The organism is Delftia sp. 60 (assembly GCF_002754395.1).
GTDB classification, from domain to species: domain Bacteria; phylum Pseudomonadota; class Gammaproteobacteria; order Burkholderiales; family Burkholderiaceae_C; genus Comamonas; species Comamonas acidovorans.
This window is the reverse complement of sequence record NZ_PEFD01000001.1, coordinates 4,998,816-5,021,374: the sequence shown is the minus strand read 5'-3', so window position 1 is coordinate 5,021,374 and position 22,559 is coordinate 4,998,816. Positions and strand designations below refer to the sequence as shown.

Annotated in this window: 19 protein-coding genes; 6 read left to right on the top strand and 13 right to left on the bottom strand. The window is 68.9% G+C overall.

Going from position 1 to position 22,559, the window contains the following annotated elements:
• The first annotated feature begins 17 nt into the window (after nucleotides 1-17).
• Nucleotides 18-392, top strand: coding sequence for a hypothetical protein (locus tag CLV01_RS29940; RefSeq protein WP_373681074.1), 375 nt, complete (start codon nucleotides 18-20; stop codon nucleotides 390-392).
• Here the strand turns inward: CLV01_RS29940 and CLV01_RS22655 are convergent.
• From CLV01_RS22655 to CLV01_RS22640, 4 genes are all read right to left on the bottom strand, one after another.
• Complete coding sequence (locus tag CLV01_RS22655) at nucleotides 343-963, bottom strand: glutathione S-transferase family protein (protein WP_034396003.1); 621 nt, start codon at nucleotides 961-963, stop codon at nucleotides 343-345. The two genes, CLV01_RS29940 and CLV01_RS22655, sit on opposite strands and share 50 nt — an antisense overlap.
• A 207-nt stretch (nucleotides 964-1,170) precedes the next feature.
• Complete coding sequence (locus CLV01_RS22650; RefSeq protein WP_099733145.1) at nucleotides 1,171-3,642, bottom strand: TonB-dependent siderophore receptor; 2,472 nt, start codon at nucleotides 3,640-3,642, stop codon at nucleotides 1,171-1,173.
• A gap of 103 nt (nucleotides 3,643-3,745) precedes the next feature.
• Nucleotides 3,746-4,744 carry a FecR family protein gene (locus CLV01_RS22645; protein ID WP_257221597.1) on the bottom strand — a complete coding sequence of 333 codons (999 nt, stop codon included), beginning with the start codon at nucleotides 4,742-4,744 and terminating at the stop codon, nucleotides 3,746-3,748.
• 34 nt (nucleotides 4,745-4,778) lie between these two features.
• Complete coding sequence (locus CLV01_RS22640) at nucleotides 4,779-5,294, bottom strand: sigma-70 family RNA polymerase sigma factor (protein ID WP_099733147.1); 516 nt, start codon at nucleotides 5,292-5,294, stop codon at nucleotides 4,779-4,781.
• Between the two features lie 230 nt (nucleotides 5,295-5,524).
• Here CLV01_RS22640 and CLV01_RS22635 point away from each other — a divergent pair, with 230 nt between their 5' ends.
• From CLV01_RS22635 to CLV01_RS22620, 4 genes are all read left to right on the top strand, one after another.
• Entirely contained in the window at nucleotides 5,525-6,139 is a 615-nt protein-coding gene (locus CLV01_RS22635; RefSeq protein WP_013801530.1) for an OmpW/AlkL family protein, read from the top strand.
• A 388-nt stretch (nucleotides 6,140-6,527) separates the two neighbouring features.
• Nucleotides 6,528-7,586 (top strand): L-histidine N(alpha)-methyltransferase, encoded by a 1,059-nt coding sequence (egtD, locus tag CLV01_RS22630; RefSeq protein WP_099733148.1) that lies wholly within the window; start codon nucleotides 6,528-6,530, stop codon nucleotides 7,584-7,586.
• Complete coding sequence (gene egtB, locus CLV01_RS22625) at nucleotides 7,573-8,871, top strand: ergothioneine biosynthesis protein EgtB (protein ID WP_099733149.1); 1,299 nt, start codon at nucleotides 7,573-7,575, stop codon at nucleotides 8,869-8,871. The genes egtD and egtB overlap by 14 nt, the downstream gene beginning before the upstream one ends.
• An 86-nt stretch (nucleotides 8,872-8,957) precedes the next feature.
• On the top strand, nucleotides 8,958-10,010 hold the full coding sequence (locus tag CLV01_RS22620; protein WP_034395985.1) for a hypothetical protein: 1,053 nt from the start codon (nucleotides 8,958-8,960) through the stop codon (nucleotides 10,008-10,010).
• A 63-nt stretch (nucleotides 10,011-10,073) separates the two neighbouring features.
• Here CLV01_RS22620 and CLV01_RS22615 read toward each other — a convergent pair whose 3' ends face one another.
• Entirely contained in the window at nucleotides 10,074-11,363 is a 1,290-nt protein-coding gene (locus CLV01_RS22615; protein ID WP_034395982.1) for an O-acetylhomoserine aminocarboxypropyltransferase/cysteine synthase family protein, read from the bottom strand.
• 315 nt (nucleotides 11,364-11,678) lie between these two features.
• Between CLV01_RS22615 and CLV01_RS22610 the strand changes: the two genes are divergently transcribed.
• Nucleotides 11,679-12,857, top strand: coding sequence for a GGDEF domain-containing protein (locus CLV01_RS22610; protein ID WP_099733150.1), 1,179 nt, complete (start codon nucleotides 11,679-11,681; stop codon nucleotides 12,855-12,857).
• Here the strand turns inward: CLV01_RS22610 and CLV01_RS22605 are convergent.
• The 8 genes from CLV01_RS22605 to CLV01_RS22570 all read right to left on the bottom strand — a co-directional run bounded on the left by CLV01_RS22605 (nucleotide 12,854) and on the right by CLV01_RS22570 (nucleotide 22,537).
• On the bottom strand, nucleotides 12,854-13,738 hold the full coding sequence (locus tag CLV01_RS22605; RefSeq protein WP_099733151.1) for a 3'-5' exonuclease: 885 nt from the start codon (nucleotides 13,736-13,738) through the stop codon (nucleotides 12,854-12,856). The genes CLV01_RS22610 and CLV01_RS22605 overlap by 4 nt on opposite strands.
• A gap of 260 nt (nucleotides 13,739-13,998) precedes the next feature.
• A complete protein-coding gene (locus CLV01_RS22600; RefSeq protein WP_013801537.1) occupies nucleotides 13,999-14,811 on the bottom strand; it encodes a crotonase/enoyl-CoA hydratase family protein in 813 nt (270 codons plus the stop codon).
• Nucleotides 14,812-14,828: 17 nt separating this feature from the next.
• Nucleotides 14,829-15,719, bottom strand: a complete 891-nt coding sequence (locus tag CLV01_RS22595) for an SDR family oxidoreductase (protein ID WP_099733152.1) — start codon at nucleotides 15,717-15,719, stop codon at nucleotides 14,829-14,831.
• A gap of 77 nt (nucleotides 15,720-15,796) precedes the next feature.
• On the bottom strand, nucleotides 15,797-16,945 hold the full coding sequence (locus CLV01_RS22590) for an acyl-CoA dehydrogenase family protein (protein ID WP_017406341.1): 1,149 nt from the start codon (nucleotides 16,943-16,945) through the stop codon (nucleotides 15,797-15,799).
• A 25-nt stretch (nucleotides 16,946-16,970) separates the two neighbouring features.
• Nucleotides 16,971-18,533, bottom strand: a complete 1,563-nt coding sequence (locus CLV01_RS22585; protein WP_099733153.1) for a long-chain-fatty-acid--CoA ligase — start codon at nucleotides 18,531-18,533, stop codon at nucleotides 16,971-16,973.
• A gap of 9 nt (nucleotides 18,534-18,542) precedes the next feature.
• Nucleotides 18,543-19,625 carry a CaiB/BaiF CoA transferase family protein gene (locus tag CLV01_RS22580; RefSeq protein WP_099733154.1) on the bottom strand — a complete coding sequence of 361 codons (1,083 nt, stop codon included), beginning with the start codon at nucleotides 19,623-19,625 and terminating at the stop codon, nucleotides 18,543-18,545.
• Between the two features lie 12 nt (nucleotides 19,626-19,637).
• A complete protein-coding gene (locus tag CLV01_RS22575; protein ID WP_099733155.1) occupies nucleotides 19,638-21,293 on the bottom strand; it encodes a long-chain-fatty-acid--CoA ligase in 1,656 nt (551 codons plus the stop codon).
• 35 nt (nucleotides 21,294-21,328) lie between these two features.
• The gene (locus tag CLV01_RS22570; RefSeq protein WP_065346603.1) at nucleotides 21,329-22,537 is read right to left on the bottom strand and encodes an ABC transporter substrate-binding protein; all 1,209 of its coding nucleotides are present in this window, start codon (nucleotides 22,535-22,537) and stop codon (nucleotides 21,329-21,331) included.
• Nucleotides 22,538-22,559 lie beyond the last annotated feature (22 nt).

The window sequence follows — 22,559 nt, the reverse complement described above, 5'->3', positions numbered from 1 at the left end:
TGCATGGCGAGGAATGCATGAAACTTTCCGAAGCGCTGGCTTTGAACCGTACCGGGATTCGCCATGTGGTCAAGTCCCACCGTGCGACCCTGATGGATGAGGCCGCCATCCAGGAGGAACTGCAGCGCCTGCTGGGCATGTCGGTCGATGGGCTGACGCCCGGTGCCTTGCCGGAGGCCTTCCGCAGCCAGATGCTGGCCGAGGCGCTGCCGATGTGGGCAAGGCATTGCGCGCCAGCGTTCCTTCCTGATGAATCGGCAAGTGAACGGCATCTGCCGCAAACCTGCGATAGATACCTGACCAAGCACCTTCATTGCGGGTATCGCGGGCAGCCTCCCCCTCTCAGCTTCCCAGCGCCCCGCGCACGGCAGCGCGCTCGCCCATGCGCTTGAAATGCGCCTGCACCTTGGGGAAGCCGGCGATGTCCACGCCGTCGCCTTCCAGCCAGCCGGCAATGGTGAACAGATAGGCGTCGGCCACGGAATAGTCCGAGCCCAGCACCCAGGGGGCATCGCCCAGGTAATGGCGCTCGATCACGCCAAAGCATTCGGCCATGTTGGCTGCCACCTTGCGCTGCATGGAGGCAATGGCTGCTTCGTCATCGGCCCAGCGGCCTGCGCGGCGCCCGTGGGCGTGGGCCACGTGCACGGTGGAGGACAGGTAGCTGTGGAAATCCTGCATGTGGGCAAAGGCATACGCATCGTCGAGCGGGGCGAGCCGGGCCTCGGGGAAGCGGCGCGCAACGTAGGCGAGCAGGGCCGGCGTCTCGGTGAGCACGCCGCGCTCGGTCACCAGGGCGGGCACGCGGCCCTTGGGATTGATGGCCAGGTATTCGGGGCTGCGCTGCTCGCCCTTGGGGAAGTCGAGCTTGATGACTTCGTGCGGCGCATTGGCTTCGATCAGGGCGATGCGGGTGGCCAGGGCGCAGGTGCCGGGCGCGTAGTAGAGCTTGAGGGTGGTCATGAAAGAGACGGGCAGGAATGGGATACGTGCAGATTCTGCAGCCGGCGCCGATGGCCGGGCCGGCCCTCCAACTTAGTGCGTATCGCACGGCCGTGCAAGCGGCATCTGCGTCTTTGCTTATGTCTGGGACTGCAGGGCCGTCAACCACACGTTGGATCACCTTACTGCCTGTCATTTCCATGTGGTGATCCCGCCCCTTGTCAGCACTCAGAACCGATAGGCCGCAGCCACACGCACCTCACGCCCGAAGCCCAGCGCGCAGAATTGCGCGCCGCCACGGAAGGTGTTGCATTGCGTGCGGTACTGCCTGTCGGTGAGGTTGCTGAGGTTGACCGAGAAGCGCCACGGGCCGGTGGTGTAGGCGGCCATGGCGTCCCACAGCGTGTAGGCGTCGTTCATGGGGGTCTTCACGCCGTCCATGGGCAGCTCGCCAGGCGTGGCGCTGATGTGGCGCAGGCCCAGGCCCAGCTCCAGGGCGCCGCGCTGGTACTTGCCCCACAGCGATGCGGCATGGCGCGGCGTGGCGCCGGGGCGCGCGCCGATCTCGATGGCGTTGTTGCTGCGCGTGACCCTGGAGTCGAGGTAGGTATAGGCCGCAATGGCCGAGAAGCCGCCGCCGATCTCGCCCTGGGCCTGCAGCTCCAGTCCCCGGTTGCGCACTTCGCCGGTCTGCACGTCGAAGCGAGGGTTCAGTGTGGATGGCGTGCGCACATTGCGCTTGCGCAGGTCGAACACGGCGGCGCTGAGCGTGTAGCCGGCCGATGGCGGCGCGTAGCGCAGGCCTGCCTCGAACTGGCGCGCGGTCTCGGGCTCGTAGGGCCTGCCGTTGGCGTCGGTGGCCGTGACCGTGGTCAGCGGCGGCTGGAAGGAGTTGTTGAAGGACACATAGGGAGCCAGGCCGCTGGGCGCCAGGTAGATCAGGCCCAGCCGCCCGGTGACGGCGCTGTCGGTGCGGCGCACGGTGGTGATGGCGAAGGGCGCGTTGGCTGCGGCGCGCGCGTCGTAGTCGGTGTCTATGCGTGCGCTGTCGCGGCGCAGGCCGGCGCTGAGCACCCAGCGCTCGCCGAACTTGATCTGGTCCTGCACGTACAGACCCACCTGATGCGTGCGGGCCAGCGCGCGGTCGCTGAGGTAGTTGTCATTCCAGTTCGGCGCGATGTGGATGGGGTTGACCAGGTCCAGCGGCGCCACGGCGCCGTTGAGCGAGTAGATGCGCCAGTCGAGCCTGGAGCGGTAGTAGTCGAAGCCCACGGCCCACTGGTGCGAGACGGCACCCGTCCGGTGGCGCCCTTCGATCTGCGTGTCCATGACCCAGGTCTGTTCGGCGTCGGGCCGCACCATGGCCAGGCGTGCCATGCCGCGCTGGTCGGCCGTCAGGCCCCGGTTGCGCATCTCGCGCCGGTCGTTGCGGCCGTCCAGGTAGCGCAGGTTGTTGCGCAGCGTGAGCTGGTCGTTCAGGCGGTGCTCCAGCAGCCAGCCCACGCTGGCATTGCGCTTGTGGTGGCCAGATCCCGGTCCGCTGACGTTGATGTCCGTGGCCGACCAGCCCGCAGGCGTCTGGCGGTAGTAGGGGATGACGAAGCCGGTTTCGTCCTCCTGGTACTGCGCCAGCAGGGTGAGGCTGGTGCGCTCGCCCAGCAGCGTGAAGGAGGGGGCGATGTAGCTGCGATCGGCGCGCAGGCCATTCCACTGCGTGCCCGATTCGCGCTTGAGCACGGTCAGCCGGGCCAGTGCCGTGCCCTGTTCATTGATGGCGCCACCGATGTCGGCCGTGAGCTGGCGCCGGTCGTGGCTGCCGAATTCCACGCCCACTTCGCGCTGCATGCCGGCGCGCGGGCGCTTGGTGACGGCATTGATCAGGCCACCGGGCGCGGACTGGCCGTACAGCACCGAGGCCGGGCCGTGCACGACTTCCAGCCGCTCCAGCCCATATGGCTCCAGGTTGGTCATGAAGCCGTTGTGGACCATGCGCATGCCGTCGCGGTACAGGCCCGTGCCGGTCAGATAGAAACCGCGCACGGCCACGTCGTCATCGGTGACGCCGTAGTCCATGGGACGTACGCCCGCGCTGTAGCGCACGGCCTCGGCCACGCTGGAGATGGCCTGGTCGCGGATCTGGGCCTCGCCGATGATGCTGACCTGCTGCGGCGTCTCCAGCAGCGGCACATCCATCTTCATGGCCGAGGCGCTGCGGCGTGGCGCGTAGCCGGGCACGGCGCCCCAGGCGCTTTCATGCTCGGCATCGGCCAGCACGTTCACGGTAGGCAGTGCATGCTCGGCCGCGGCCCCGGGCCGCGCACGGTGCACGGCCCAGCCGCCTTCGGCCGTGCGCGTGGCCTGCAGCTGGTGCGGGGCGAGCAGGGCGGCAAGCCCTTCGTGCACGCCGCGCGTGCCGCTCAGCGCCGCCGACTGTCGGCCCTGGACCAGGGCTGGATCGAACGAGAGGGTGATGCCTGCCTGGCGCGCGAGGCTGTGCAGGCTGGTCTCCAGATCACCGGCCGGCAGGTCGAACCGGATGGACCTGGCATCCGGGGCGGAGCTCGGGCTCTGGGCCATAGCGGTCGCTGGCAGGCCCAGCGTGATCAACAGGCCCAGCGCCAAGGCCTGCGTGGCCAGGGCCGTGGGGCGTGTGCAGGAGGGCGGATGGGCAGCGTGGCGGGTACTGGGCAGGCTGGGCATGGAGGCAGTCCTTGAGAAGCGGCAAAGGAAAAAGCGATGTCTTTGCTCCTATGCCGAACGGGCGGTGTGAAACCCGTAATGACTGCCTGAAAAAAATTCCGGATCAGGCTTTGACCAGGCGCATGGCGCTGTGGGAACCGCTGGCTGCTCCTTGTCCGCGCTCCACACGCACAGGCAGCGTGCGGGCAATGGCGGCCAGCGCACGACCCGCCGGATCCGGCCCGTCCAGCTGGAATACGCCTGAAACATGCAGGGCAGCCACGTCGTCGGCGCATTCCATGGGAATGCCGGTCTGGCGTGACAGCTCGGTCATGAAGGCGTCCAGGCGCATGCGGCGGGCGACAAGCACGCCGTCGGTCCATGCGTCGGGCACCAGGCCTTCGTCGGGCAGGCGAACAGGGCGGTGCTGGCCGGCGTGCAGCACATGGGTTTCGCCGGAGGTGGCGACGATGGCGTCCAGGGGGTCTGGCGCAGTGCCGTCCAGCGCCCTGACATGGATGGCCACGCGGCCCTCGGTGACGTACAGGCGCGTGGCCGTGTCCGGGTGTTTTTCGTGGCGCACGCCGAAGCTGGTGCCCAGGGCCTCGAAGCGGGCCAGCGGCGTTTCCACCCAGAAGGAGCGTCGGCCCGCGAGGGAGCGCGGGTCGCTGCCGGTGTCGATGAAGATCTCGCCGCGTGCCAGGCGGACCACGCGGCGCAGCAAGGTGAAATCCACCTGCACCAGCGTGTCCGGTGCCAGGTGCAGGCGGCTGCCGTCGGCCAGCAGGGTGCTGCGGCGCTCACCGATGGCCGTGCCCAGCGCGATCTGCTCGCGCGGTGCAGCCCAACGCCATGCCATGGATCCCAGCAGCAGGGCAGCGGGGCCCAGGAACAGCAGCCGCTGCAGGCTTGCGCGCCGGCCTCGCGCCGGACCTGGACCAGCGGACCGCAGGACGCCGTGGGCCAGTCCCGCCTGGCCGGCGGGCAGGGCGAACTGGGCCTCCACCGCCTGGACCTGTTGCCAGGCCTGTTCGTGCGCGGCGTGGCTGCTGCGCCATGCCTGGCAGGCGGCGCGGTCGGCATCGGTGGCCGTGCCGGAGGCCAGCCGCACGGCCCAGGCAATGGCCTGTTCCAGCGCCTGGGGGGCTGGTCTGTGCTCACGCCGTCAGTTCCTTGCGCAGGGCAAGGCAGTGGCGTATGGCGGTGGTCATGTATTTCTCGACGGAGCTCAGGCACACGCCCAGCTGCAGGGCGATTTCCGGGTAGCTCAGGCCTTCCAGGCGGGAGAGCAGAAAGGCGCTGCGGGCCTTGGGCGGCAGGCCGGCCAGCAGGTTGTCGATGCGCACCAGGGATTCGATCAGCAGATGGCGCTCCTCGGCCGAGGGCGCCAGCGGCTCGGGCAGGCTGGCGATGGCGTCCAGGCAGGCGCGCTCCAGCGCGGCGCGGCGGGTGTGGTCCACGACCAGGCCGTGGGCGATGGTGGTGAGCCAGGCGCGCGGCTCGCGCACGCCATGCAGGGACTGGGGCTTGCCCAGCACGCGAACGAAGGTGTCCTGGGCCAGGTCGGCCGCATCGCAGGGATTGCCCAGCCTGCGCCTGAGCCAGCCCACCAGCCAGCCGTGGTGGTCGCTGTAGAGCAGGGCGATGTCGGGGTGCGAAGGCGCGGCGGCCATGGGGCGGGTTCCTGGGAATGCGGATTTGATAATGATTCGCATTCTATTTGAGCAATGGCTGCAGCCTGCCCGCAACTGGCCCGATGCGCAATGCGTTGCATGCATCCAACGCGATCCGGCCATGCGGGGCTGCGCACCTTCGGGTTTGAGCTAGGACAAGATCGGCCACGTCCGCCCCTGATGCAATACAGCTACGGGATTTGCCCCGGGCTACTCCAAGACTCTCCATCATGAAAAGAACTCTGCTCGCCGTTGCTGCCGTTTGCGCCCTGTCGTCGGGTGCCGCGTTTGCGCAGCAGGCCGAAGGCCCCTGGATGGTGCGCGTGCGCGCCGTGAATCTGGACAGCGCCAACAAGGACAGCACGGGTCTGGGTCTGTCGATCAACAACAAGTGGATGCCCGAACTGGACGTGTCCTACTTCTTCACGCCCAACATCGCGGCCGAGCTGGTGCTGACCTACCCGCAAAAGCACGACCTGCGTGCCAACGGCCTGGGCCAGATCGGCAGCCTCAAGCACCTGCCGCCCACGTTGCTGGCGCAATACCACTTCACCAATTTCGGCGCCTTCAAGCCCTACGTCGGCGCCGGTGTGAACTACACCCGCTTTTCGAGCGTGAGCTTCAACCCTGCCGTGCAGGCCGCGCTGAACCCCTCGATCAAGAAGAACAGTTTCGGCGGCGCGCTGCAGATCGGTTTCGACTACGCGCTGGACAAGAACTGGTCGCTGAATTTCGACGTGAAGAAGGTCTTCATTGAAACGGACGTGAGCTCCGCCGGCACCAAGGTGGGCACCTTCAAGGTGAACCCGGTGCTGGTCGGTGTGGGACTGGGCTATCGCTTCTGATCTCCGGATCATGAGTGAGGCACGCGCTGCTTCATCCGGCAGCGCGTAGTGAGGCAAGGATGGGTACTTGGTCCGGTATGCCGTTCGCGGCATACCGGATTTTTTTCGTCCGAACCGGCGCTTTCGCCTGCTGCGGACATGCTGCGGCGCACCACCGGACAGGTCACGAAAAAATCACGCGCGGGGGAAACTGTCCTACCCGCATGCCATGGGCAGGCGCCTAGGCTGGTGCCTCGGCCTGCCGGTGCGAGTCTTGCGAGGCTCGCTTGCCGTTTGCAGGCGTCAGTCACCATTGGCTGTCCGCCCCGTGGCGACCGCGCCCTGCTGCAAGCCGGGATGCGGCATTCACCATGCTGCGGCGGGCGGCGCACAACGCGAGGCCCCCACCATGCTGTCTGCCCACGATTCGACCGTGTCTTCCTCTGCCCTGGCATCGCGCGCCCAGCGCGTGCCGCTGCCTTTGCCTTCGGCGCCGCGTGCGCCCGCCCAGGGCGGCAGGCGCGAGGCGGCCCCGGAATGGGCGGACCACGCACTGCGCGCGACCCGCGCCGAACTGCAGCACGGGCTGATGCAGCCCCAGGCCCAGGTCTCTCCCAAATACCTCTACGACGCGCGCGGCTGCGACCTGTTCGAGCAGATCACGCGGCTGCCCGAGTACTACCCCACGCGCACCGAGGCCGCCATCCTGGCCGACTCTGGCGCCGCCATGGCCGAGGCCCTGCGCGGCAGCGAGGTGCTGATCGAGCTGGGCGCTGGCAATTGCGAGAAGGTGCGCGGCCTGTGCCGCAGCCTGCGGCCACGGCATTTCGTGGGCGTGGACATTGCGGGCGCGTTCCTGCGCCAGTCCGTGCGGCGGCTGGCCGAGGAATTTCCGCAGCTGCAGGCCCATGCCGTCACGGCCGACATCACCGAGCCGCTGACCCTGCCGCCCCATATCCCGCAGGCCGGGCGGCTGCTGTTCTATCCGGGCTCGTCCATCGGCAATTTCGACCCGGTACAGGCCCAGCGCATGCTGGGCCAGATGCGTGCCATGGTCAACGACGACGGCGGCCTGCTGATCGGCATAGACCTGCCCAAGTCCACGCAATGGCTGGAGCCCGCCTATGACGATGCACAGGGCGTGACGGCGCGCTTCAACCTGAACCTGCTCAGCCACGTCAACAGCCTGCTGGGCAGCGACTTCAACCCGGACGACTGGGAGCATGTGGCCTTCTTCAACGCCGAGCATTCGCGCATCGAGATGCACCTGCGCGCGCGCCGCCCGCTGATCGTGGGCTGGCCGCAGGGGCTGCGGCATTTCTCGGCCGGCGAGACCATCCACACCGAAAACAGCTACAAGTACCCGCTGCCCGAATTCCTGGGCATGCTCGCCTGCGCGGGCTTCGGGCCCTGCCAGGTCTGGACGGATGAGCGCCAGTGGTTTGCCGTGATCCATGCCCATGCGTGAAATGCCCGCCGTCTTCCGCTGGGTGCAGCGCTACGAGGCCGTGCGCCAGAGCACCGTGCTGCTGGCCGCGCCCCTGTCGGCCGAGGATGCCTGCGTGCAGTCCATGCCAGACGCCAGCCCGGCCAAATGGCATCTGGCGCATACCACCTGGTTCTTCGAGACCTTTGTGCTGGCCGAGCACGCGCCCGGCGTGCCGCCCTTCGATGCCGACTTTCGCGTGCTGTTCAACTCCTACTACCAGCAGGTGGGCGAGCGGCATCCCCGTGCCCAGCGCGGGCTGCTGACGCGCCCCTCGCTGGCGCGGGTGCTGGCCTACCGCGAGGCCGTGGACCAGCGCATGCTGCAGATGTTCGAGGACTGGGGCACGCAGCCGCCTGCACGGCTGGCCGCGCTGCTGGAGCTGGGCCTGCAGCATGAGCAGCAGCACCAGGAACTGCTGCTGACCGACATCAAGCACCTGCTGTCCTGCCACCCGCTGTGGCCTGCGTACCGGGCGCAGGAAGAGGGCGTGCCTGCGCCGCAAGAGCCCGATGGATTGCCCCCGCCGCTGCAGTGGCTGACCGTGCCGCGCGGCATGCATGCCGTGGGCCATGCGGGCGAGGGCTTTGCCTTCGACAACGAGCGCCCGCGCCACGAGGTGTTCCTGCAGGGCTGCGAGATGGCGCAGCGGCCCGTGAGCAATGCCGAGTTCCTGCGCTTCGTCAAGGATGGCGGCTATGCCCAGCCGCAGTGGTGGCTGGCCGAAGGCTGGGACTGGCGCTGCGCGCAGCAGCTGGAGCACCCGTGGTACTGGCGGCGCCAGGCCGGTGGCGTGATGGACGGCATGTGGCAGGAATTCAGCCTGCATGGCGCGCTGGCGCTGGACGGGCGCAGGCCCGTCTGCCACCTCTCTTACTTCGAGGCCGATGCCTATGCGCGCTGGGCCGGCGCGCGCCTGCCCACCGAGGCGGAATGGGAGGCGGCCCTTGCCGCGCAGATGGCGCAGCGCCCGCAGCACGGCGAGCCGCCCGGCCCCGTGCACCCGCGCGCCATGCAGCCCGGCAGCCATGTGCTGGGCGAGGTCTGGGAGTGGACCCAGTCGGCCTACACCGCCTACCCGGGCTTTGTGGTGGCCGAGGGCGCGGTGGGTGAGTACAACGGCAAGTTCATGGTCAACCAGTACGTGCTGCGTGGCGGCTCCTGCCTCACGCCGCCCGGCCATGCGCGCGCTAGCTACCGCAATTTCTTCCCCACCCAGGCGCGCTGGCAGATGACCGGCCTGCGGCTGGCAAGGGATCTGGCCTGAGCCTGCCCGTGCCGCGTTGCCTGGCATTGCATCGCGCGCCGGCGCATGCAGTAGCATCGTCGGCCTCAATGATCCGAGGGAGTTCCATGTTGTTGCGTTCGCTTGTTCTTGCCATGCCGCTGTCCCTGGTCCTTGCCGGCTGTGCCACTGCGCCGCCCCAGGCACCGGCGCCCAGCCAGCCACAGGACCAGCCCCGGCCCGAGGTGCCCGCCAAGGCCCCGGCCGATGCGCCGCACGCCGAACCCGAGGTCGCCAACCTCACGCCCCTGCCCAGCCTGCTGCTGATCGGCGAAGACGCTGCCGGCCGCTACTACTCCATGGTGGCTAAGGCCACGTTCACCATCGAGGCCGATGGCCGCCTGAGCCTGGCCGACCAGGGAGGTGGCCACGGCGGCGAGCCCATGGCGCCCCAGGCCGACATGCAGGACCAGAGCATGTCCACCGAATGCAAGCCCTATGGCGCCGTGGCCAACCAGCGCACCACCTGGTTCCCGTACACGGGCGTGTTCGTGCGGGGCGGCACGCTGGTTGGCGCCAGGGCCGACGGTGCGGACGTGGCCGCCAAGGCGCTCACCGAGCATGAAGGTGCCCAGATGCTCTACACGGGCAAGGATGCTGATGCCACCGAGTACTACTACGCGCCCTGCGTGGGTGCGCAGCGTGTATCCACGGGCTGGCGGCTGGACCGCTACCTGCCCGACGGCGGGCAGCTGCGCGTGCGCGCCGATGCGCGCGGCGGCAAGGGCCAGACACTGGAGCTGAAGATTCCCAAGCCCTTTGCGCCCTTCGTGCTGGTGCGCTACCAGTCGGGCGCCATGATTCCCGTGCCCATGCGCGCCGTGCTGGCCACGGTGGACCTGGCCGAGCGCCGCGTGGTGATGCAGTACCAGGGCACCTATGCCGTGGAGCCTGCCATCCGCAAGATGGAGCTGCGCCTCATCGTGCCCGGCAGCCGCCCGTCCGAAGGCGAGACCGCCGCGCGCCACGCCGAACGCACCCAGGCCCAGCTGCGCGACCTGGCCCGCTGCGCCCCGCCCAAGGGCCATGCCATCGAGCCCTGCGCCAACCCGCAACGCACGCCCGATCCGCTGATCTTCTACTCCTCGCAGCAAGTGCGGGAGCGCGCCAAGCGGCGCTGACAGGCCAGGGCCTGCCTGCAAGGGCCGGGCCGCCGCGCAGTCCGGCCAGCCCTTGCGCGGGAATCAGACCTTGGCCAGCGCCTGCTCCAGGTCGGCCAGCAGGTCGCTGATGTGCTCGATGCCCACGGACAGGCGCACCATGCCTTCGGTCACGCCGGCCTTGGCAAGCTCCTCGGCGTCCAGCTGGCGGTGCGTGGTCGATGCCGGGTGCGTGGCCAGGGACTTGGCGTCGCCGATGTTGACCAGGCGCGTGAACAGCTGCAGCGCATCCAGGAAGCGCGCACCGGCGGCGCGCGTGTCGCTGTCGCCGCTGCCGTTCTTGAGGCTGAACGAGAGGATGCCCGAGGCGCGGCCGCCCAGCTGCTTCTTCACCAGGGCGTGGTCGGGGTGGTCCTGCAGGCCGGCGTAGCGCACCCATTCGATCTTGGGATGCTTTTGCAGCGTCTCGGCGATCTTCTGGGTGTTCTCGCAGATGCGGTCCATGCGCAGGGCCAGCGTCTCGATGCCCTGCAGGATGAGGAAGGCGTTGTGCGGCGACAGCGCGGCGCCCGTATTGCGCAGCGGCACCACGCGCACGCGGCCGATGTAGGCGGCCTCGCCCAGGGCCTCGGTGTAGACCACGCCGTGGTAGCTGACATCGGGCTCGTTCAGGCGCTTGAAGCGTGTCTTGTGCTCGGCCCAGGGGAACTTGCCGCTGTCCACGACGGCGCCTCCCACGCTGTTGCCGTGGCCGCCCAGGTACTTGGTCAGCGAGTGCACGACGATGTCGGCGCCGTGCTCGATGGGGCGCAGCAGATAGGGGCTGGGCACCGTGTTGTCCACGATCAGCGGCACGCCATGGGCATGGGCCACATCGGCCAGGGCGCGGATGTCGGTGACATTGCCCAGCGGGTTGCCGATGGACTCGATGAAGATGGCCTTGGTCTTCTCATCGATGTGCTGGGCAAAGCTGGCCGGGTCGCGCGGATCGGCAAAGCGCACCGTGATGCCCTGCTGCGGGAAGGTGTGGGCGAACAGGTTGTAGGTGCCGCCGTAGAGCGTGCTGGCCGAGACGATGTTGTCGCCGGCCTCGGCAATCGCCTGGATGGCATAGGTGATGGCGGCCATGCCCGAGGCCACGGCCACGGCGGCAATGCCGCCTTCCAGCGCCGCGACGCGCTTTTCCAGCACGTCGGTGGTGGGGTTCATGATGCGCGTGTAGATGTTGCCGGCCACCTTGAGGTCGAACAGGTCGGCGCCATGCTGGGCACTGTCGAAGGCGTAGGCCACGGTCTGGTAGATGGGCACGGCGGCCGACTTGGTGGTGGGGTCGGGCGAGTAGCCGGCGTGGACGGCCAGGGTTTCGATGCGCATGGAAGATTGCCTTTCTGGTGACGGCTTACGCAAGAAGGGCACGGGCGGGCCATTTGCCATGGGGAGCGGCGCGTTCCCGCATCCTGTTTGCGTAAGTCCTGAGGTTTTACTAGCGGAGGACGGTTGGCATTGTGGCGTGCCGGCCTCCGGTGCCCAACGATGCGTTGGTTACGAACATATACGCCGCAGCCCGGTTGCTCCTCTGCCACGCGCAGATAGGCCCGGCCTGCCATCGCCAGAACCGTGAGTGAATGTGTATTTTTGTTAACGACGTGTTGTAACGTGACCTGATCGCTAGACTCCATCAGGGAGTTGATGGTGACGTTGACAGCAAGACATCTTCTGGCGCTGGCGGTGCCCCTGTGCACCTTGCTGCTGGCCGGCTGTTTCTATGTCTGCTGGCGGCATCTGCGTGCCCGGCGCGAGTTGCGCAGCATGTCCTTCGCCTTCACCGGCTTCAGCCTGGCGCTGCTGTTGCAGATCCTGGAGCGGCCTGCGGCCGTTCCCGTCAATGCGTTGACGACGGCCGCGCTGCAACTGTGCGCGGCCTGGTTCATCACCGAGGCCATGGCCATACGCCAGGGCGTGCGACCGGATGCACCGCTGGCGGCCGGCTTTGGCGGCGCGGTGCTGGTGGTGCTGGGCTACTACGCCTGGGCCGTGCCCGATGCCCAGGCGCGCCAGCATGTGCTCAATTTCGGCCTGGGCCTGCAGCTGGCCCTGCCGCTGTGGCGGCTGCCACGCAGGCATCCCTGCACAGGCTGGGACCGGCTGCTGCTGTGGGTGTTCGTGGTCTTTGCGCTGAGCTTTTTCGTCCGCACGCTGTGGGTGACGCCGCGTGCTGCTTCGGTATCGGCCATCGCAGCCGGGGAATGGCTGGGCATTTCTTCCTCGTGGATGGCGCTGCAGCTGAGCCTGCTGGTGTTCGGCCTGCTGTTTGCCATGCTCTTCCTGGCCGCAGCGGTGCGCGACACCGTGCAGGAGCTGCACGAGGAGCGCGACCGCGATCCGCTGACCGGGCTGCTGAACCGGCGCGCCTTCAGGGAGGCCGTGCAGCGCCGGCTGGCCGAGCAGCCGCAGCTGTCGGCCGCCGTACTGGTGTGCGACCTGGACCATTTCAAGCGGGTCAACGACGGCTGGGGCCATGCGGCGGGCGATGAGGTGCTGCAGCGCTTTGCGCGCCTGCTGCTGCGCAGCACACGCCAGCAGGACCTGGTTGCACGCTTTGGCGGGGAGGAGTTCGTGGCCCTGCTGCCGCACGCCGACCCGCTGGCCGCGCAATGGATCACCCGGCGCATCCAGACCCAGCTGCGCCTGATGGGCTTCAGCGCGCTGCCCGACGACATACGCATCACGGCCAGCTTTGGCGTGGCCTGGATGGCCCAGGGCCAGACGCTGGAGCAGGCGCTGGCGCGTGCCGACGCCATGCTCTACGAGGCCAAGCGCGCAGGCCGCGACCGGGTGCGGCTGGTGCCGCAAGAGGAAGAGGCCTAGCCAGGGCTTGGCTTGCCCGGTGTGACCGGCGCCTGCAGCAGGCGTGGGGTGCGGGAAGGGCGTGGCGATGAGCGCGGGGCGCTGGACTCGCGCGGTACATGTGGCTCATGTGGCTCATGCGGCTTGTGCTGCTCGTGCGACACATGCGGCTCGCGCGGTGCCTCCTGCTCGCGTGGCGCGTGGGCCCTGCGTGGTCCCCGCGGGCCGCTGGAGCTGCCGGGGCCGCGGGGTTCAGGCGCAGGCCTGGCGGGCCTGGCCGGGCGTTCGGCCACGGCCGGCTGGCGCTGTTCCCAGGTGGGCAGGGCGGCATGCACCATGGCGGCGCCGTGGGCGTCGTTGGCCGCGTAGTGGCGCTGGGCCAGGCTCAGCTGCGGTGCAGCCCAGTTGGAGGTGGAGATCTTCTTGGACTTGTGGAAGTTCTGCCCCAGCACCATGGCCACGGCCGCGCGCACGCCTACCGAGCTGGCATAGCCGTGGCGCTTGAACACGCGGTCCAGGTCGATCACGTTGTGCAGCGCAACGCCCAGGCGCGCGGGCAGCGCGCTGCGGTCATGGTCCAGGCCGAAACCGGCCTTGCAGATGGACTCGCTGGCCAGCACGTCGGCCGCAAGCGCGCGTGCCTGCGCATGGTGCAGCTGCAGCAGCCAGGCCTGGTCGCAGGTGGCCAACTGCACCACATGGGGGCCGGTGTCGGTCTGGTGGGCGTGGAACAGCGGCTTGCTCTCGGTATCGAAACCGAGCACGGGAGCCGCCATCAGCGCGGCGCGTGCGGCCGCGAATTCGGCGTCGGTGGCGGGCACGTGGATGCAGCGCTCGGGCAGGGCGGCAAAAGGCGGCAGCAGGCGGCTGTCATCCTTGCTGGGAGCGTGCAGGCGGGGCATGGGAAAAGAAGGGGAAGCCGAGGCAAGCCGTCAAGTATGCCTGCACTTGCATGCCCCTCAGGCACCGGGTTTTTATCCCCGGTGCGTGTGGACGGAGTTGTGGAAAACTCCGGGTGTAACTTGCCGAATCCGCGCCCTGCAAGGCTTTCCACGGAATGCCTAAAAAATCAGCGCAGTGGCGAAAGGGCGTCGAATAAGGGTATTTGCGGATGGCTGCGCCGGACCCCGATGCAGGGTCCGGCGGCTGTTTCAAAAGGTGTCTAAAGGCCTTGATCGTTGAAGACCGGCACCCGCTTTTCCAGGCCGGCGCGCACGGCCTCGGCCTGGTTGGAGCTGCCCAGCAGGGCCTGCTGCTCCTGCGCTTCGGCCAGCAGGATGTCTGCGGGAGAGGCGGTTTCGCTGAGCTGCATCAGCCGCTTGGACGCGCGTATGGCGTGCGGGCTGCTGGCCGCGATCTGGCGGGCCAGGTGGCGCGCTTCCTCCAGCGGCGCAGCGCTCACGCGCGTGGCCAGGCCCAGGGCCACGGCCTCGGGGCCGGGCACGATGCGGCCGGTGTAGACCAGCTCGCGCAGCACATCGCCGCGCACCAGCGGCGCGGCCAGCGCGCAGCCGGCCATGTCGGGCACCAGTCCCCACTTGATTTCCATGATGGACAGCCGCGCATCATCGGCCACCAGGCGGATGTCCGCGCCCAGGGCCAGCTGCAGGCCGCCGCCGTAGGCCACGCCATGCACGGCGGCGATCACGGGCACGGGCAGCTCGCGCCAGCCCCAGCAGATCTGCTGGAAGCGGTTGGCCATGCCGTGCGTGCGCGCGGCCAGGTCCGTCATGTCCGCCGTCTGCTGGCCGTCGGCAATGCCGGCCATGCTGCCCATGTCCAGGCCCGCGCAGAAGGCGCGCCCTTCGCCATGCAGCACCACGGCACGCAACCCGGGCGTGTCCCGCAGCCGCGCCAATGCGTCGATCAGGGCGTCGAACATGGCGGGGTCCAGCGCATTCATCTTGTCGGGCCGGGCCAGGGTCACCTCGGCCACGCCGTGGTCCACCGATATGCGCACGCGTTCTTGGCTCATGGCTTGTCTCCTTGTGTCTATGCGGTTCTTTGCTGGCGGTCGGCCGCGTTGCGCGATTCGATGGCGCTGCGCGCATTCGCCCAGTCCTGGTCGCTCCAGCTGGCCAGCCCGGCGAAGTTGCCGCCCGTCGCCTGGTATTGTCCGCCGTCTATGGCGATGGTCTGTCCCGTCAGGTACTCGGCCTGGGTGCTCATGAGGAAGACGGCCAGGTTGGCCAGCTCGGGCATGCGGCCGTTGCGGCCCATGGGGTTGTCGGCACGCACATGCTCGCCGCCCTGCGGGTTCAGCCGCGCGCTCATGCCTTCGGTGGGGAACAGGCCCGGCGCGATGGCGTTGAAGCGTATGCCCCGGTTGCCCCATTCCACGGCCAGCGACTGCGTCATGGCATGCACGCCCGACTTGGCCATGGCCGAGGGCACGGTGAAGGCCGAGCCGTTCCAGACCCAGGTGGTGAGGATGGACAGCACGCTGGCCTTGCGGCCCTCGGCCAGCCAGCGGCGGCCGCACTCCAGCGTGAGGTTGAAGCTGCCGCGCATGACGATGTTGGCCACGGCGTCGAAGGCGCGCATGGACAGGTCCTCGGTGCGGCTGACGAAGTTGCCGGCCGCGTTGTTGACCAGGCCCGTGAGCGCGCCGCCATCGGCCCAGATGGCCTCGATCATCTGCTCCACGGCCTCGGGCTGGCGCACGTCGCAGGCATGGCCCGTGGCCCGGCCGCCGTGCTGCTGCATCAGCTCCTGGGCGGTCTGCTCGACCACGGCGCCGCGCCGGCCGCACAGGTGGATGTCGGCGCCCATCATGAGAAAGGCCTCGCCCATGACACGGCCCAGGCCGGTGCCGCCGCCAGTGACGAGGATGCGTTCGCCCTTGAGCAGGCCGGGCTTGTAGATGAGGTCGTCGAGGGTCATGGCTGCTGTCTCCTGTGCTGCCGGGGAAGGGATAGGGGGACTGCGGCAGCGCTTGGCGCCGCCAGGGGATCGGAGCGTCAGAGCGCGCGCGATATCACTTCCTTCATGATTTCGCTGGTGCCGCCGTAGATGCGCTGCACGCGCGCATCGGCGTACATGCGGGTGACCATGTATTCGTTCATGTAGCCATAGCCGCCATGCAGTTGCACGAGTTCGTCAAGCACGCGGCCCTGCGCTTCCGAGCCCCAGAGCTTGGCCATGGAGGCCGTGGCCGTGTCCAGCGTGCCGGCCACCAGTTGCTCCACGCAGCGGTCGATGAAGGCGCGGCCCACGGTCAGCGTGGTGGCCACCTCGGCGAGCTTGAACCGGGTGTTCTGCATGTCGGCAATGGCCTGGCCGAAGGCGCGGCGCTCGCGCACGTAGGCCAGCGTGGCCTCGTAGGCGCCTTCCATGCAGGCCAGGGCAGCCAGGCCGATGATCAGGCGCTCGTAGGGCAGGTCGCCCATGAGCTGGTAGAAGCCCTGGCCTTCGCGCCCGCCCAGCAGCGCGTCCTGCGGCACGGCCACGTCGTCGAAGAACAGCTCCGAGGTGTCCTGGGCCTTCATGCCCATCTTGTCGAGCACGCGGCCCACGCGAAAGCCCGCGCAGTCCCGGGTCTCCACGATGAGGATGGAGGTGCCGCGCGCTCCCTGGGCCGGGTCGGTCTTACAGACCACGAGGATCAGGCCGGCCAGCAGGCCGTTGGTGATGAAGGTCTTGCTGCCGTTGATGCGGTAGCGGCCGTCCCTGAGTTCTGCGCGCGTGCGCACGCCCTGCAGGTCCGAGCCCGCGCCGGGCTCGGTCATGGCGATGGCACCCACCAGTTCGCCGCGCGCCATGGCGGGCAGGTACTTGCGCTTTTGCGCCTCGGTGCCGTGGTTGAGCAGGTAGTGGGCCACGATGGAATGCACGGAGTTGCTCATGCCCGAGAGGGCGCGGCGCGCCATCTCCTCGTGGATCACGGCCTCGTGGCGGAAGTCGCCGCCGCCGCCGCCGTAGTCCTCGGGGATGTCGGTGCACAGCAGGCCCAGCTCGCCGGCGCGGCGCCAGATGGCATGGCCAACGTTGCCGCGCTGGCGTGCGGCCTCGTCCTGCGGCTGCATTTCGGTTTCCAGAAAGCGCACGGCGGTGGCGCGCAGGCTTTCCAGCTCGGGGGTGCTCCAGGAGCGTGTCAGTTGCAGTGGCATGGCGTGGCCTGGTGGTTCGTGGGGGTCAGTTGATGCGGCGTTCGCGGCCCTGCCAGTAGGGTTCGCGCAATTGGAATTTCTGCAGCTTGCCGGCGGCCGACAGCGGCAGCTCGGCGCGGAACTCCACCGAGCGCGGGCACTTGTAGCCCGCGATGCGTTCGCGGCAGTGGGCGATGACCTCGGCCTCGGTCAGCGGCTGGCCCTCGCGCGCGACGATCACGGCGTGCACGCGCTCGCCCCAGCGTTCGTCGGGCACGCCGATGACGGCGCACATGGCGACCTGGGGCAGCTGGGCGATGGCGTTCTCGACCTCGGCCGAATACACGTTCTCGCCGCCGCTGACGATCATGTCCTTGAGCCGGTCCACGACGAAGAGGTAGCCGTCGGCATCCAGCCGGCCCATGTCGCCCGTGTGCATCCAGCCGTCCTTGAGCGCGGCGGCCGTCTCGGCGGGCCTGTTCCAGTAGCCCTGCATGACCATGGGGCCGCGCGCCGTGATCTCGCCCACCTCGCCGGGCGGCAGCTCGCGGCCCTCGCCATCGACGATGCGCACCTCGGCAATGGTCACGGGCCGGCCGGCCGCGCGCAGCAGGCGCTCGCGCTGCGGGCCGGGACGGTGCTCGGCCGGGCCCATGGACACGATGGTGGGCGACAGCTCGGTCATGCCGTAGGCCTGGGCGAAGTCGGCGCCGGGCAGCGCCTGCATGGCGCGCTCCAGCAGGCTGGCGTCTATGGGCGCCGCGCCATAGAGCATGAGGCGCAGGCTGGACAGGTCGAACTCCGCCAGGCGCGGATGCTCGATCAGCCGGCGGATCATGGTGGGCACCAGGAACAGCTCGTTCACGCCGTGCTGCTGGATGCCGTCCAGGATGGCCAGCTCGTCGAATGCCGGCACGATGACCTGGGGCACCAGGCGCTGGGCCATGAGCAGGGCCAGGCCGCAGCCGGCCACATGGAACATGGGCGTGACCACCATGCCCACCTTCACATGCTGGCGCGGCACGTTGCTGGCATTGGACAGGGCGTTGATGAACAGGTTGTCGTGGCTGAGCATCACCCCCTTGGGCCGGCCCGTGGTGCCGCCTGTGTACATGACGGCAGCCAGGTCGGTGCCGCTGCGCAGCGCGTCGGGGCAGGGCGTGGCGGCGGCCAGCAATTGCTCGTAGTGCAGAGCGCCTTCGGGCGCGGCGCCCGTGCCGCAGAACACCACGGTGCGCAGGCTGGAGGACAGCTCGCGCAGCCGGGGCACCAGGGGCGCGAAGGCATCGTCCACGAAGAGCACGCGCGTGTCGCAATCGTCCAGCGAGTAGGCCACCTCGTGCGCGCTCCAGCGGATGTTGACGGGGTTGACCGCGGCGCCTGCCCACCAGCAGCCATAGAAGTATTCAAGGTAGCGGATGGAGTTCAGGCCCATCATGCCGACGCGGTCGCCGGGCGCCACGTCCAGCGCCCGCAGCAGGCCGGCACAGCGTTCGATGCGCTGCGCAAGCTGCGACCAGCTGGCCTGCTCTTCGCCGCAGATGGCCGCCGTGGCGCCGGCCCTTTCGCGGCGGCCCTTGTGGATGGCCTGGGTGAGATACATGGGCATGGGGTTTCCTCAGGAGCGGGCGTTCCAGGCGGCCAGCGTGTCCTGCAGGCTGGCGGCGCGCGGGGGGCGGGGCTGCTCGGGCACGCTGCGCGAAAAACGCGGCGCCGGCGCGGGCTGGAGCACGCCACCGGCCTCGGTGAACGTGGCACGCGCGCGGTTGTGGGCGTGCTGCGGCGCCTCGTCCCAGTCGAGCACGGGCGCGAAGCAGGCATCGCTGCCTTCCAGCAGCTCGCACCACTGCTGGCGCGTGCGCGTGCGGAACACGTCGGCCAGGCGCAGCTTGAGCAGGGGCCAGCGCGCGGCGTCCAGCTGCGCGTCGAACAGCGGGTCCTGTATGCCGCAGCGCTGGCGCAGCTCGGCGTAGAACTGCGGCTCGATGGCGCCTATGGCGATGTATTTGCCGTCGGCGCAGGCATAGGTGTCATAGAAGTGCGCGCCGCCGTCCAGCAGGTTCTCTCCGCGCTGGTTGCTCCACTGGCCCTTGGCCTTGAAGCCGTACATGAAGGCCGACAGCAGGGCCGTGCCATCGGTCATGGCCGCGTCGATGACCTGGCCCCGGCCGCTGCGCCCGGCCTCGTGCAGGGCGGCCAGCAGGCCCACGGCCAGCAGCATGCCGCCGCCGCCGAAGTCGCCCACGTAGTTGAGCGGCGGCACGGGCGCCTCGCCCGCGCGGCCGATGGCGTGCAGGGCGCCGGAGATGGCGATGTAGTTGATGTCATGCCCCGCCGCATTCGCCAGCGGCCCGTGCTGGCCCCAGCCCGTCATGCGGCCGTAGACCAGGCGCGGGTTGCGCGCCAGGCAGGGCTCGGGGCCCAGGCCCAGGCGCTCCATCACGCCGGGCCGAAAGCCCTCGATCAGCAGGTCGGCGCGCGCGATCAGCGCCAGGGCCGAGGCCTGGCCTTCCTCGCCGCGCAGGTCGATCTCGACCTGGCTGCGGCTGCGCGTGGTGATGTCCTGTGCATCGACCGGCGTGCCGGGCCGCGCGATGCGCAGCACCTCGGCACCCATGTCGGCCAGCAGCATGGCGCAGAACGGCCCCGGGCCCAGGCCCGCGAACTCGACAACGCGCACGCCTTCAAGCGGTCCTGGCATGGAGGTCTCCTTTCAGGCCGTGGGCAGTGGATGGTTCTTGTACTGCTCGCGCAGCTTGGTCTTTAGCAGTTTTCCCGTGGCCGTGTGCGGCAGCTCGGCCACCTGCAGCACGTCGTCGGGCAGCCACCATTTGGCGATGCGCGTGGACAGGAAGTCGAGCATGGACTCGCGGCTGACGCTGTGGCCTGCGCGCGGCACCACCAGCAGCAGCGGCCGCTCCTGCCACTTGGGATGGGCCACGCCGATGATGGCGGCCTCGGCCACGCCGGGATGGCCCATGGCGGCGTTCTCCACGTCGATGGAGGAAATCCACTCGCCGCCCGACTTGATCACGTCCTTGGCGCGGTCCACCAGCTGCAGGAAGCCGTCGGCATCGATGGTGGCCACGTCGCCCGTGGTGAAGAAGCCTTCCTCATCGACGGGCGAGCCGCCTTCGCCCTTGAAGTAGCCGCTGGCGATCCAGGGGCCGCGCACGCGCAGGTGTCCCCGGGCCTGGCCGTCCCAGGGCTGGGGCCGGCCGTCGTCGTCCACGATCTTGAGGTCCACGCCCCAGACGCCGCGCCCCTGCTTGAGCTTGACCTTGACCAGTTCCTCGCCCGACAGCGCGTCGTGCCGGGGCAGCAGCTTGCTGACCACGCCGATGGGGCTGGTCTCGGTCATACCCCAGCCCTGCACGACCTGGGCGCCGAACTGGTTCTCGAAGCGCTCCAGCATGGCGCGCGGCACGGCCGCGCCGCCGATGCCTATGCTCTTGACGCCCAGCGCGCGCGGGTCGATGTCGGGATGCGCATCCAGGTACTGGAACAGCATCAGCCACACGGTGGGCACGCCCTGCGAGAAGGTGACCTTCTCGTCGCGCATGAGCTCGTAGACGCTCTGGCCGTCCAGGTGCGGGCCGGGCAGCACCAGCCGTGCGCCGGCCATGGCCGCCGCATAGGGCGTGCCCCAGGCGTTGGCATGGAACATGGGCACGATGAGCATCACGGTCTCGCTCGCGTTCAGGCCGAAGGTGTCGGGCGCCAGCTCCATCAGCGTGTGCAGCACGGTGGAGCGGTGCGAGTACAGCACGCCCTTGGGGTGGCCCGTGGTGCCCGAGGTGTAGCACAGCGAGGAGGCCGTGCGCTCGTCGAACTCGGGCCACTCGAAGTCCTCGCTCTGGTTGCCCACCAGTTCGTCCCAGCAGTGCAGGCCGGGCAGGTCCAGCGCGGGCATGTGCTCGCGCGAACTCATGCAGACATAGGTGGTGACGGTCTTCAGATGCGGTGCGAGCTTTTCCACCAGCGGCGCGAAGGTCACGTCGAAGAACAGCACCCGGTCCTCGGCATGGTTGGCGATGTATTCGATCTGCTCGGGAAACAGGCGCGGGTTGATGGTGTGCAGCACCGCGCCGCTGCCCGAGACGCCGAAGTACAGCGCCAGGTGGCGCCAGCTGTTCCAGGCCAGCGTGCCCACGCGTTCGCCGGGCTGCACGCCCAGCGACTGCAGGGCGTTGGCCACCTGGCAGGAGGCGCGGCGCATGCCGGCCCAGTCGGTGCGGTGCAGGCCACCGTCCCGGGTTTCCGGCAGGCGCGAGATGATCTCGGTGTGCGGATGAAAGCGCGCCGCATGCTCGATCAGCGACGAGATCATGAGCGGGCGGTCCTGCATCAGTCCTTGCAAGGCGGGCATGGGGGTGTCTCCTGTCGTTGTCCTGAAGGCCGGGGTCATTGCACGGGCGCGTAGCGGCTGCCGTCGAAGCGCACGAGCTGCATCTTCTTGATGGGGAAGAAATCGTCCCCACCGGTCTGCAGGCTGATGCCCGGGTAGAGCATGGGCAGGTCCATCTTCAGGCTGGCGGCCTGCTTCATGATGTTGGCGCGCGTGAGTTCGTCGCCGGCCTGCCTGAGCACCTGCACCAGGGTCTGGGCCTGGGAGTAGCCGATGACGTTGAGCGAATCGTTGGGGTCGCCGGCCGGGTAGTACTTCTGCATGAAGGCCAGGTAGCCGGCCAGCTCGGGCGTGCCCTGGTTGGTGGGGTCCGAGGGCTCGCGCAGGTAGCTGGCCGTCATCACGCCGCGCGCGTTGTCCAGGCCCGCAGGCTTGAGCACCGAGCTGATGGACAGCGAGACGCTGACCAGGTAGTGCGCAGGCTTCCAGCCGATGTCGGCGGCCTTGCGTATGGACTGGGCCGCGAACTTGGGCGTGCTGATGTTGATGAAGGTGTCCGCCCCCGAGCCCTTGAGCGCCACCATCTGGCTGTCCACCGTGGGGTCGCCGACCTCGTAGGTCTGCTGCACGACGATGCGCTGCTTGGCCTGCTCGCCGAATCCGTCGAGCACGCCCTTGAGGTAGTCCTTACCGAAGTCGTCGTTCTGCATCAGGACGGCCACCTTGGCCTGGGGCCGCGTGGCCAGGATGTGCTGGGCGAACGTGCGGCCTTCGAGCTGGTAGGTGGGCTGCCAGCCCATGGTCCAGGGGAAGTTCTTCGGATCGCCCCAGCGCGTGGCGCCCGTGGAGACGAACAGCTGGGGCACCTTGCGCTGGTTCATGTAGCGATGCACGGCCTGGTTGTGCGAGGTGCCCAGCGCGCCGAACATCAGCAGCACTCCGTCGCGCTCGACCAGCTTGCGCGTCTGCTCCACGCTCTGCGCGGGGTTGTAGGCGTCGTCGGCCGAGAGGTAGGTGATCTTGCGGCCGTTGATGCCGCCCTCGGCGTTGATCTTGGCGAAGTAGGCCGCATGGGCCTTGCCTATGGTGCCGTAGGCCGACACGGGACCCGAGTAGGGCACGAAGTTGCCGATGCGGATCTCGGTGTCGCTGGCGCCGGTGTCGTACTTCTTCTGGGCCTGGGCTGGCGCCTGGGTGATGGCCGGCAGGGCCAGCGCCAGGCAGGCGATCAGGGCCCAGGGGCCCCGGGCGATGGTGTTGCGCATGGTTGTCTCCTGGCTTGCGGGC

Excerpts from the sequence above, each read along its gene's own strand:
- CLV01_RS22605 (WP_099733151.1), bottom strand. The coding sequence starts at position 13,738 with ATGCCCCGCCTGCACGCTCCCAGCAAGGATGACAGCCGCCTGCTGCCG.
- egtB (WP_099733149.1), top strand. The coding sequence starts at position 7,573 with ATGCCCATGCGTGAAATGCCCGCCGTCTTCCGCTGGGTGCAGCGCTAC.
- CLV01_RS22650 (WP_099733145.1), bottom strand. The coding sequence starts at position 3,642 with ATGCCCAGCCTGCCCAGTACCCGCCACGCTGCCCATCCGCCCTCCTGC.
- CLV01_RS29940 (WP_373681074.1), top strand. The coding sequence starts at position 18 with ATGAAACTTTCCGAAGCGCTGGCTTTGAACCGTACCGGGATTCGCCAT.
- CLV01_RS22585 (WP_099733153.1), bottom strand. The coding sequence starts at position 18,533 with ATGCCCATGTATCTCACCCAGGCCATCCACAAGGGCCGCCGCGAAAGG.
- CLV01_RS22615 (WP_034395982.1), bottom strand. The coding sequence starts at position 11,363 with ATGCGCATCGAAACCCTGGCCGTCCACGCCGGCTACTCGCCCGACCCC.
- CLV01_RS22655 (WP_034396003.1), bottom strand. The coding sequence starts at position 963 with ATGACCACCCTCAAGCTCTACTACGCGCCCGGCACCTGCGCCCTGGCC.
- CLV01_RS22600 (WP_013801537.1), bottom strand. The coding sequence starts at position 14,811 with ATGAGCCAAGAACGCGTGCGCATATCGGTGGACCACGGCGTGGCCGAG.
- CLV01_RS22640 (WP_099733147.1), bottom strand. The coding sequence starts at position 5,294 with ATGGCCGCCGCGCCTTCGCACCCCGACATCGCCCTGCTCTACAGCGAC.
- CLV01_RS22595 (WP_099733152.1), bottom strand. The coding sequence starts at position 15,719 with ATGACCCTCGACGACCTCATCTACAAGCCCGGCCTGCTCAAGGGCGAA.
- CLV01_RS22620 (WP_034395985.1), top strand. The coding sequence starts at position 8,958 with ATGTTGTTGCGTTCGCTTGTTCTTGCCATGCCGCTGTCCCTGGTCCTT.
- CLV01_RS22570 (WP_065346603.1), bottom strand. The coding sequence starts at position 22,537 with ATGCGCAACACCATCGCCCGGGGCCCCTGGGCCCTGATCGCCTGCCTG.
- egtD (WP_099733148.1), top strand. The coding sequence starts at position 6,528 with ATGCTGTCTGCCCACGATTCGACCGTGTCTTCCTCTGCCCTGGCATCG.
- CLV01_RS22580 (WP_099733154.1), bottom strand. The coding sequence starts at position 19,625 with ATGCCAGGACCGCTTGAAGGCGTGCGCGTTGTCGAGTTCGCGGGCCTG.
- CLV01_RS22635 (WP_013801530.1), top strand. The coding sequence starts at position 5,525 with ATGAAAAGAACTCTGCTCGCCGTTGCTGCCGTTTGCGCCCTGTCGTCG.
- CLV01_RS22610 (WP_099733150.1), top strand. The coding sequence starts at position 11,679 with ATGGTGACGTTGACAGCAAGACATCTTCTGGCGCTGGCGGTGCCCCTG.
- CLV01_RS22590 (WP_017406341.1), bottom strand. The coding sequence starts at position 16,945 with ATGCCACTGCAACTGACACGCTCCTGGAGCACCCCCGAGCTGGAAAGC.
- CLV01_RS22575 (WP_099733155.1), bottom strand. The coding sequence starts at position 21,293 with ATGCCCGCCTTGCAAGGACTGATGCAGGACCGCCCGCTCATGATCTCG.